We start from the raw sequence: 10,845 nt of genomic DNA, 5'->3' as shown, positions 1-10,845 counted from the left end.
GGACTACCCAAGAATCTCGTGACTTTAGTCATGAGAAGTTCAAAATATATGAATATATTTTAGATGATTAATGGGGAGGCGGGCAAATGAATGATATTGTCGTCAGTACGAAGACCTTCGAACTGGAGTCCGAGTACTCCCCCCAGGGCGATCAGCCCCGCGCCATCGGAGAATTGGTGGAAGGTTTGCGGCAGGGCAAGAAGCATCAGACGCTGCTGGGAGCGACGGGCACGGGCAAGACGTTTACCATAGCGCAGATGATCGACAAGGTGAACCGGCCGACACTGGTCATCGCGCACAATAAGACACTGGCTGCTCAGCTGGCGAGCGAATTTAAGGAGTTTTTTCCGCATAACTCGGTCGATTATTTCGTGAGTTATTACGACTACTACCAGCCGGAGGCTTACATTCCTTCTTCGGATACTTATATTGAGAAGGATTCCAGCATCAACGAGGAAATTGATAAGCTCCGCCACTCTGCGACGAGCTCGCTATTCGAACGAAGGGATGTCATTATCGTTGCGAGCGTATCCTGCATTTACGGCCTCGGTTCACCGCAGGAATACGGCAGCCTGCTGTTATCGCTGCGGGTAGGGATGGAGAGACCACGGAACCAAATTTTAAGCCGGCTGGTAGATATCCAATATCAGCGCAACGACATCAATTTCGTGCGGGGAACGTTCCGCGTGCGCGGCGATGTGATTGAGATCTTCCCCGCTTCGCAAGGCGAGCACGCCATTCGCGTCGAACTGTTCGGCGACGAAATCGAGCGGATTACCGAGATCGATGTGCTGACCGGTGAACTGATCGGGGAGCGGGAGCATGTCGCCATTTTTCCGGCTTCCCACTTTGTTACGCAGGAAGAGACGATGCGCGTTGCTCTGGTCAACATCGAGCGGGAACTGGAAGAACGACTGGCCGTCCTGCGTGACGCCGGCAAGCTGCTGGAAGCCCAGCGGCTGGAGCAGCGGACGCGGTACGACATTGAGATGATGAAGGAGGTCGGCTTCTGCTCCGGCATCGAGAACTACTCCGGACCGCTGACCTTCCGCGAGCGAGGTGCCACTCCCTACACGCTGCTGGATTATTTCCCGGACGATATGCTGATTGTTATTGATGAGTCGCATGTGACGCTTCCGCAAATCCGGGCGATGTACAACGGTGACCAGGCGCGCAAGACGGTGCTTGTAGAGCACGGCTTCCGCCTGCCGTCCGCCCTGGACAACCGGCCGCTAAGGTTCGAGGAGTTCGAGGATAAGGTCAAGCAGATCGTTTATGTCTCCGCTACACCAGGCCCCTATGAGCTGGAGCACTGCGATGAGATGGTGGAACAGATTATCCGGCCGACCGGCCTGCTGGACCCCATCATCGAGGTGCGTCCGACGGAAGGGCAGATCGACGATCTGATCGGCGAAATCCGTGAGCGGATCGACCGCGACGAGCGTGTACTGGTTACGACGCTGACGAAGAAGATGGCAGAGGATCTTACCGACTATCTCAAGGAGATCGGCATTAAGGTGCGCTACCTGCATTCCGACATCAAGACGCTGGAGCGGATAGCGATCCTGCGCGATCTGCGTCTCGGTACGTTTCACGTGCTCGTGGGTATTAACTTGTTAAGAGAAGGGCTGGATCTGCCGGAAGTATCGCTGGTCTCGATACTCGATGCCGATAAGGAAGGCTTCCTTCGTTCCGAGCGTTCGCTGATCCAGACGATCGGCCGCGCCGCGCGCAACTCGGAGGGCAAGGTAATTATGTATGGAGACAACATTACCGAGTCTATGGACAAGGCGATTACCGAGACCCAGCGGCGCCGGACCATCCAGATCGCCTACAATGAGCAGCACGGCATTACACCGCAGACGATCCGCAAGAAAGTGCGAGACGTCATCGAGGCGACGAAGGTAGCTGAATCGAAAGCTGAGTACTTAACCGGAGCAGCTGGCAAGATGAGCAAGAAAGAACGTCAGAGCCTGATGCAGCGGCTTGAGGCCGAAATGAAGGAAGCCGCGAAGAATCTCCAGTTCGAACGCGCCGCAGAGCTGCGCGACGCCCTGCTGGAGCTGCGGGCCGAGTAACCGAGCCTTACCCGAAAGCATCATGATAGAATTGAACGAGTGTGAACGGCGCTGTCCTTAGGCCGTTCTTCGTGCTTTTTGCCGGCAGCCTTGAAGCGAATCCCGCAGGGAGAGCCGCTCCAAGCAGGCAGTGGCAGTGAGTGCACCGCGCAAATGTAAAGCGAATCCCGCAGGGAGAGCGCTCCAAGCAGATAGTCGCAGTGAATGCTCCGCGCAAACGTAAAGCGAATCCCGCAGGGAGAGCGCTCCAAGCAGGCAGTGGCAGTGAGAGCTCCATCGCCAGCGTAAAGCGAATCCCGCAAGGGAGAGCGCTCCTTGCAGGCAGTCGCACTCAAGCGCCCACCCTCGCGAGCGCAAACGTTCGAGCGGTCCCGCAGGGATAAGCGGCTCACCGCACGCAGGCAACTAAACACAGCCCCCCCGCCCGTCACTCCGCCAGAAAATTGCGGGTGTCCAGAGGGCGCAGCCCTTGGGGCCCTCCCATTGGGAGGGTTTGGGAGGGCGAACCGAAATAACCTTGGAGGAGATGTACCGTTGGCGAACGAAAATATAGTAATCAAAGGCGCAAGGGCGCATAATCTCAAAAATATCGACGTGACGATACCGCGAGACCGGTTCGTCGTCCTGACGGGGCTAAGCGGGTCCGGTAAGTCATCGCTGGCTTTTGACACCATTTATGCCGAAGGACAGCGGCGGTATGTGGAGTCGCTGTCGGCTTATGCCCGCCAGTTCCTCGGTCAAATGGAGAAGCCGGATGTCGATTCCATCGACGGCTTGTCCCCAGCCATTTCCATCGACCAGAAGACGACAAGCCGCAATCCGCGTTCCACTGTAGGAACGGTGACGGAGATTTACGACTATCTGCGCCTGCTGTTCGCGCGGGTCGGACATCCCCACTGCCCGGACCACGGCATTGAGATTACCTCGCAGACAGTCGAGCAGATGGTCGACCGGATTATGCAGTACCCGGAGAAGACGAGACTGCAGATTCTGGCACCGGTCATAACAGGCCGCAAAGGCGAGCATAAGAGCCTGTTTGCGGAAATTTCGAAGCAGGGCTTCGTGCGTGTGCGAGTCGACGGTGAGCTGCGCGATTTATCCGAGGACATTGAGCTTGAGAAGAATAAGAAGCACACGATTGAAGTCGTGGTCGACCGGATCGTCATCAAGGAGGATGTGGAGTCTCGGCTGACGGATTCCATCGAGACCGCTCTGAAGCTGTCCGGCGGCAAAATTCTCGTCGATATCATCGGCCAGGAGGAACTGCTGTTCAGCTCCAGCTTCGCCTGTCCCGTGTGCGGCTTCAGCATGGAAGAGCTGGCGCCGCGCATGTTCTCCTTTAACAGCCCATTTGGGGCATGCCCGGAATGCGACGGCCTTGGGGCCCAAATGGTGGTTGATCCCGATTTGCTCATCCCGGATGCAGGCAAATCCATCGAAGACGGCGCTTTTTTGGCCTGGACGGGCAGCACATCCAACTATTACCCGCAGTTTTTGAAGTCGGTATGCCAGCATTTTCACATTCCCGAGAATATGCCGGTAAGCGAGCTAACGCCGGAGCAAATGAACAAACTGCTTCACGGTACAGGAAGCGAGAAAATCCATTTCCGCTATGAGAATGATTTTGGGCAGCGGAAGGAAGCGATGGTTCCTTTCGAAGGTATTATTCCGAACCTTGAACGCCGTTATCGTGAGACGGCGTCCGATGGCATTCGTGAATTTATAGAAGGCTTCATGAGTGCCAAGCCATGTCCCGTATGCAAGGGCAAACGGCTGAAACGTGAAATCCTTGCTGTGACCATAGGCGAAAAGAACATTGCCGAAGTAACCGATCTGTCGATTGGGGACAGCCAACGCTTTTTCAGCGGCCTTGCCTTAAGTGAGAAAGAACAAGCTATCGCCAATCTGATTCTAAAGGAGATTAGCAGCCGTCTCGGGTTTCTCGTCAATGTCGGTCTTGAATATTTAACGCTCAGCCGTTCGGCAGGCACGCTGTCCGGCGGGGAGGCTCAGCGCATCCGGCTGGCGACACAGATCGGCTCCAGCTTAATGGGCGTGCTGTACATTCTGGACGAGCCCAGCATCGGCCTGCACCAGCGTGACAATGACCGGCTTATTTCGACACTTGCGCATATGCGCGACCTCGGTAACACGCTGATCGTTGTCGAGCATGACGAAGACACGATGCTGGCGTCGGATTATATTATCGACATCGGTCCTGGAGCGGGCATTCATGGCGGCCAAGTTATGGCCCAGGGAACGCCGCAGGAAATCATGAATGACCCCAACTCGCTGACCGGCGAATACCTCAGCGGACGCAAATTCATTCCGGTCACCTCCGATCGGCGCGAGAGCGACGGACGCTGGCTGGAAATCCGGGGGGCCAAGGAAAATAACCTCAAGAACGTGAACGTCAAAATTCCGCTCGGCGTCTTTACGGCGGTAACCGGCGTATCCGGCTCCGGCAAGTCATCGCTTGTCAACGAAATACTCTACAAGAGTCTGGCCAAAGAGCTGAACAAAGCGGCTAAGGTGCGCCCGGGGCAGCATAAAGAAATACGCGGCCTTGCGCATTTGGACAAAGTTATCGATATCGACCAGTCGCCGATCGGACGTACGCCGCGGTCCAATCCAGCAACCTATACAGGCGTGTTCGACGACATTCGCGACCTGTTCTCCAAGACGAATGAAGCGAAGGTAAGAGGCTTTCAAAAAGGCCGTTTTAGCTTCAACGTCAAAGGCGGACGCTGCGAAGCATGCCGGGGCGACGGCATTATCAAGATTGAAATGCACTTTCTGCCGGATGTCTATGTTCCGTGCGAGGTCTGCAAGGGCAAACGTTACAACCGCGAGACGCTCGAAGTGAAATACAAAGGGAAGAACATCGCCGATGTGCTGGGGATGACGGTGGAGGACGGAACGGAGTTCTTCCAGAACATACCGAAAATTCACCGCAAGCTGCAAACTTTACTCGATGTTGGTCTTGGCTATATCAAGCTGGGTCAACCGGGAACGACCCTTTCCGGCGGGGAAGCGCAGCGTGTGAAGCTGGCGTCGGAGTTGTACCGCCGGAGTACGGGCAAGACGCTGTATATACTGGACGAGCCGACTACAGGTCTGCACGTGGACGATATCAGCCGCCTGCTGGAAGTGCTGCACCGCTTGGTTGAATCGGGGGAATCGGTGCTCGTTATCGAGCATAACCTGGACGTAATCAAGACGGCCGACTATATTATCGACATGGGACCGGAAGGCGGCAGCGGCGGCGGAACGGTAATCGCGGAAGGTACGCCGGAACAGATTATCCAGGTGTCTGAATCGTACACGGGCAAATACCTGAAGCCGGTTCTGCTTCGGGATACGGCGCGGACGGAGGCGCAGATGCTTCAGACCTCGGAAGCACAATAAGGTCAGTGTCTTTCTATACAAAGATATGCAAAAAGGCCGCGGCTTCAGCCGCGGCCCTTCTTGTGCACAATTCCGTAATTTCAACACACAATTTCGTAATTTCAGAACGCACTTACAGTATTTCAGAACGTAACTCCGTTATTTCAGCCTCCAAATCACGAGGCAACCGTAGCTAAAATGGAGTTCAGCTTGTCCTGAATGGCCGACACGCCGACGCGTTCGGTAAAGGCATGGAAGCTCTCGCCTGCGGCGCGTTCGCTCTTATAGAACAGCAGAAGCTGTTCAAGCACGCCTGCGACTTCGTCCGCTTTGACGCGTCCCTTGAGCGGCTGCGCGAACTTCGCGGCCGGACCCTGTGCTCCACCGCCAAGCGTACCGCCGACAGCAATGTCGTAAGCTTCGGCCATGCCTTCGGGGGTCTTTACCAAAGCCCCCTGAAGTCCGATATCTCCAATCTGTTTCTGTCCACAGGCATTCGGGCAGCCGATGAGATGGAGGCGGACCTTCTCGCCAAGGTCCAGGTGTTCGTCCAGGTACTTGGCAATGGCGACAGCGCGCTTTTTCGTCTCTACAAGAGCCAGGCTGCAGAACTCGTTGCCGGTGCACGCGACAGTGCGGCTGATGAAAGGCTTCGGCGCTGCCGACAGGCGCTGAAGCACAGGCGCTGCCAGCAGCTCTTCGACTTTCTCGTTCGGCACGCCGCTAAGGATGGCGTTCTGCGACATCGTCGTGCGGATGGTACCGTCGCCGTAAGTGTCGGCGAGATCAGCCAGCTGTGCCAGCTCATCTGCGTTCATCCGTCCGACAGGCACGTTAAGGCCGACATAGTTCAGTCCCTGCTGCGGCTGCGGATGCACACCGTCGAAATAGGCGGCCTGCCAGCCAATCGTTTTGTCCTCGCCGCGCGCTGGCAGTTCCCCGATCAGCTCAAGCAGCTTGTCCTTGAATTTCTCAGCGCCCCAATCGGCTACCAGGAATTTCAGCCGGGCGTGGTGTCTTTTCTCGCGGTATCCATTGTCGCGGAAGATTGTTGCCACGCCAATGGCAACCTTCAGCACCTCATCCGGACGGACAAAGATATCCAGCTTCTGCGCCAGATGCGGCTTAGCGGACAGTCCGCCGCCAACCATGACATGGAAGCCGATCGTCTCCTTGCCATCGATCTCCTTGACCGCAGGCGTGAATGCCAAATCATTGATCTCGGCATGCGCATTATTGTAAGGATTCGCGGAGATCGACATTTTCAGCTTACGCGGAAGATTGGAGAAATCGCGGTTCAGCACGAAGAAGTTGTTCACTTCGTCGACGAGCGCCTTGGTATCCATCAGTTCGTCCTTGTCGATCCCGGCAAGCGGGTTGCCGACAATCGTGCGCGGGCAGTCGCCGCAGGCTTCGAAGGAGTATAAGCCGACCTCCTCCAGACGCTTAAAAATATCCGGGAAATTCTCAACAGTCAGCCAGTGGAACTGAATCGCCTGACGGGTGGTAATATCAAGAAGATCTCTACCGTAAAGCCGGGAAATTTCGGCCAGAGTCCGCGCCTGCGCGGAAGTCATAACCCCGGTATTGATGCGGACGCGCATCATGAAATGACCGTTCTTCGGTTTCTGCTGGTACACGCCCGCCCATTTGAAGAGGTCCAGGTCGTCGGTGGGAATGGAGTCGTAGCCCTCCAGCGCGTATTTTTCGATAATGCTGCGGATGATGTCCAGTCCGTCTTTTTCCAGTTTGACGAATTCGAATTTGGACAGCTTGTCCGGTTCTTTGGTCCAAATCGGTTCATATGCCATTGATGAAGCCTCCTTAATTATGTCACTGTCGTTCTGAGCCGCGTTCGCGCTCGATTTCATTTAAATCCGAAATCCGACGAGGTCGCTGAGAGATTGGTTTAATGGTAACAGATTTCCTGCTTCCCGTATGTGAAGTAAGGTATAACCTGTATAACAATTGTTTATGGAACCTCCAGGTTCCGTTGATAAATCGCACGGCGACGTCCGGCAGAGAGGATGAAAGATTCAAACACGGACAATCCCGTTAATGGTATTATAAGAGCATGCGAAGTTAGGGTTTTTTTGGAAAATTAGCATGATTCGCTGACCGCATTTAATATGCTTTATACTAGTACGAGAAATGGATGCCAGTCTTATAGGGTCGTCGCTGCTGGTTCCTTTTATCTCCAGGCACTTTGATAACTGAATAACAAACACGGGTGTCAATGAACGCTGTTACAATTACATAAGATTTTGGAAAAATTCTATTGCGTGCCGTCTTTGGTAACGGTAACATAGAAGTGAAAAGACATGAGGAAAAGAGCGGGCTGTGCGGCTAAAGGGCAAGTCTGCTCGACAACCATGATGAGGAGGTAGGGATATGCTGCTTGCGGAAGCCACTACGGCAACTGCGTCCAGGTTTCATACCTTTGATGTGTTTATGATCTTGTTTACGGCCCTGATTGCGATTGGGGTTGTCCGATTGCTCAGAGCCCCTCAGAAGAACAAGTTCGCGATTGCCTTCGGAGTTGTCAGCCTGCTGGTCTTTCTCGTGTCCGATTATGCCATGGTCAAATATTGGCTGGGCTAGAAAGCCGGCGTTCCCCAGCTAGAACACATAGTAAGCACAGATTTTTGTTGTCAGCGAAGACACCTTTGCCGCCGTTCGCGGAAGTGGGGGCGTCTTTTTTCTTTTTTCAAGCAAGGGCAGCTGAATGATATTAATGGGGTAAAAGAGGAGATAAACGTATGGGAAGAAGTATGATGCGTATGCGTAACAAAATTCTGCGCTTTTTGCTGTGCAGCTTTGTTCTGGGACTAGCCCTGGGCTGGAGCGTACCTGTGTCCGAAGCGGCCCAAAAAGGCGAAACGGCTGCCGCACGTTCATCCTCCACAGGACAGCGTGTATCCGCTATGGACCCGGTTCCGCAAATCTATAAACGTCTGTCTCCGTCGGTAGTCGGCATTATCGGCAAGGCCCAGGGCGGAAAAAATACGGGCGTAGACAACCGCTACAATCTGATGCATGGTTCGGGCGTAATCATCACAAGCGGAGGGTGGATCGTTACGAATGCGCATGTCATTGATGGTATGCAAAATGCTACGGTCGTGACAGCGGACGGAAAATCATACAGCGCCAAGGCTATGTACGCGGATGAAGTCAGCGATGTGGCGCTGCTCAAGATCAACGCGGCTTCCCTGAAGCCTGCTTCACTCGCTGAAGTCTCGAATGTAAGAGTCGGCGAAAAAGTCGTCGCCATCGGCGCGCCCCTATCCTTCGCGCTGCGAAATTCCGCTACTGTCGGCGTTGTCAGCGGCTCGGGGCGGGCCGTCGATGCGTCGTACCGTCTTTTGCAGAGCGATGCGGCCATTAACCCGGGCAACAGCGGCGGTCCCCTTGTGGATATGAATGGAAAGGTCATCGGCATCGTCAGCATGAAATTTTCAGCGGTCGGTGTGGAAAATACGGGATTTGCCATTCCTGCGGAAACGGTCCGTTATATCATCAAGCAGCTGTTTGCTTACGGTGAGGTAAGGCGTCCAAGCCTGGGGCTTGAGCTTCAGGAGAGCTGGTCCGCCATTATCGGCCTGCCGGCGGAAGATCCCCTGACCGTAACGAAGGTATCCTCCGAGGAAGGGCGCAAAGCCAGTATTTCCGAAGGGGATGAATTGTACAGCATCGACGGTCACAGGGTGACCTCAGCGGTCGACATCAATGAGCTGTTCAAGAGCTATCGTCCGGGGCAGACCGTTCAGCTGCTCATGCAGAGCGGAGGCGATATCGTCCAGCGCAAGCTGGTGCTGGGGCAAGGAGATCCAGTAGTCAATACGGGAGAGGCAGACGGCGGCGAAGGCAGCGGACCGGCAGAGTAACAGGAAGCGGGGGAGATCCGAAATGGGAAAAATATGCTTAAAAGTCCTGCATGCCGTGCTGGCTGCGCTGATCGTACTGGCGGTCATGCTGCCGGAAGGCGCTGCGAGGGCCGCAGCAAGCAGCACACTTATGCTGACCCTGAAAGTGGGAAGCAAGGAAGCGAAAGCGAATGGACAGGCTCTCGCCATCGCGGCGCCGTTTTTGGAGAATGGGAGTATCATGGTTCCGCTCGGTGTGTTCAAAAAAGCGTTCAACAGCGGGGTCATGCTCGGAAGCGGCGACGTTGTCAAAGTGACCTACGGGCCTCATACAGGCGCAATGACAATCGGCAGCACATCCGCTTGGAAGGACGGTCAGAAGGTGAAGCTGGCCGCTCCGCCGCGAATGGTGAACGGGGTGCTTATGGCGCCGCTGCGCTTTGTAGCCGGGGTCATTGGGGCGAAAGTTTCAGCGGGCAGCGGCGGCAGCGTCGTGGTAACGGTGCCTGCTGCAGAAACGGGGGATGGCGGCCTGCAAGGGAGCGGCATTGACAGCGAGGCGGGCAAGACAAAGGTCGGCAACAGCTATTATGAATGGAGCATGAACTATCCGGCCGGTCTCATGATCGGCGACAGCGGTGGAGAAGAGAGCGTGGCCACCTTCACGAGTGCAGACAACGCCTATTACCTGGAAGTGCATGTGTCGCCGCAGGAAGCTGCCGCAGACGCGGACGAACTGCTGGAACAACTGGTGCGCGGCGCTGAAGAGAGCGGCGAAATCGTACTGGACCGGGAAGCTGTTCCGCAGGCGTCTACCCCATATGCCCGCATTGTCAGCAAAGATTCCTCCGGGGTCATGTGGGAGGGCCGGCAGTATTTTGCAAATGGGCGATTGTATGAGCTGTATTTAACAGATGACCATGCGGTGAACTATAAAGATTTTGCCAAGTACGCCGGGCTGCTTGGATCGTTTCGCCCTTCCTTTGATAACAAGGATGGAACCATTCGGGATCTATCGACCGTTCGGAACGGTCTGCGGACAGCGGGAAGCGATGATTACGGTATTTCTATTCAGGTTCCCGCCGGATGGAGCGCAGACAATCAGCATCTCGCCTATGAGAGCAAGTACGGCAGCTATTTGAAGCTGAGCATCACCTCGGCGCCACCTTCGTCGTCCCTGGACAGCTGGGAAGAGGAGCTGAGAATGAAGGATGCGGATTGGTTTGTGCCGGGGGCTTACAGTGAGCAGGGCCGTACGGCAGCGGAGGTTTCCGGCGTTCCGGCGCGAGTCCGGGAAGTCCGGTACAATTATGGCAGCGGATGGATCACGGAGTATCAGGTGCTGTTGGAGAAAAGCGGTTACCGCTACTACGCGGAGTATGCCGTCCCGGATGGGCAGGATGAGGATAAGGCGAAATTTAGGGATGTGCTGGCTTCGCTGAAGATTGACTTTAACACGATAAAAGAGAACTTCGGCCAACTGGAGCAAAATGACTACCCCGCGCTGAAAAATAAAA

7 protein-coding genes are annotated in these 10,845 nt (G+C 55.2%); 5 read left to right on the top strand and 2 right to left on the bottom strand.

The features are described from left to right. The first annotated feature begins 86 nt into the window (after window positions 1–86). A complete protein-coding gene (uvrB, locus tag L691_RS0107840; RefSeq protein ID WP_025689833.1) occupies window positions 87–2,078 on the top strand; it encodes an excinuclease ABC subunit UvrB in 1,992 nt (663 codons plus the stop codon). A gap of 20 nt (window positions 2,079–2,098) precedes the next feature. On the opposite strand, the gene L691_RS31885 is transcribed toward uvrB, so the two are convergent. Continuing rightward, on the bottom strand, window positions 2,099–2,380 hold the full coding sequence (locus L691_RS31885) for a hypothetical protein (protein ID WP_156934193.1): 282 nt from the start codon (window positions 2,378–2,380) through the stop codon (window positions 2,099–2,101). A gap of 232 nt (window positions 2,381–2,612) precedes the next feature. On the opposite strand from L691_RS31885, the gene uvrA reads away from it, so the two are divergent. Continuing rightward, window positions 2,613–5,486: an excinuclease ABC subunit UvrA gene (gene uvrA, locus L691_RS0107835; protein WP_025689831.1), complete on the top strand. Its 2,874-nt coding sequence runs from the start codon at window positions 2,613–2,615 to the stop codon at window positions 5,484–5,486. 155 nt (window positions 5,487–5,641) lie between these two features. On the opposite strand, the gene L691_RS0107830 is transcribed toward uvrA, so the two are convergent. Continuing rightward, the gene (locus L691_RS0107830) at window positions 5,642–7,276 is read right to left on the bottom strand and encodes a nitrite/sulfite reductase (RefSeq protein ID WP_025689830.1); all 1,635 of its coding nucleotides are present in this window, start codon (window positions 7,274–7,276) and stop codon (window positions 5,642–5,644) included. 580 nt (window positions 7,277–7,856) lie between these two features. Between L691_RS0107830 and L691_RS0107825 the strand changes: the two genes are divergently transcribed. The 3 genes from L691_RS0107825 to L691_RS0107815 form a co-directional block, all read left to right on the top strand. Continuing rightward, window positions 7,857–8,066: a hypothetical protein gene (locus L691_RS0107825; protein ID WP_025689829.1), complete on the top strand. Its 210-nt coding sequence runs from the start codon at window positions 7,857–7,859 to the stop codon at window positions 8,064–8,066. 179 nt (window positions 8,067–8,245) lie between these two features. Then, complete coding sequence (locus L691_RS0107820; RefSeq protein WP_084653966.1) at window positions 8,246–9,349, top strand: S1C family serine protease; 1,104 nt, start codon at window positions 8,246–8,248, stop codon at window positions 9,347–9,349. 22 nt (window positions 9,350–9,371) lie between these two features. Further along, window positions 9,372–10,845, top strand: a 1,474-nt coding sequence (locus L691_RS0107815; protein WP_025689826.1) for a stalk domain-containing protein, incomplete at its 3' end; no start/stop codon positions are given.

Origin of the sequence: Paenibacillus zanthoxyli JH29 (assembly GCF_000520715.1) — a bacterium.
GTDB lineage: Bacteria > Bacillota > Bacilli > Paenibacillales > Paenibacillaceae > Paenibacillus_AQ > Paenibacillus_AQ zanthoxyli.
Note: the sequence above shows the minus strand (reverse complement) of the source record. Positions and strands in the feature narration are given on the sequence as shown.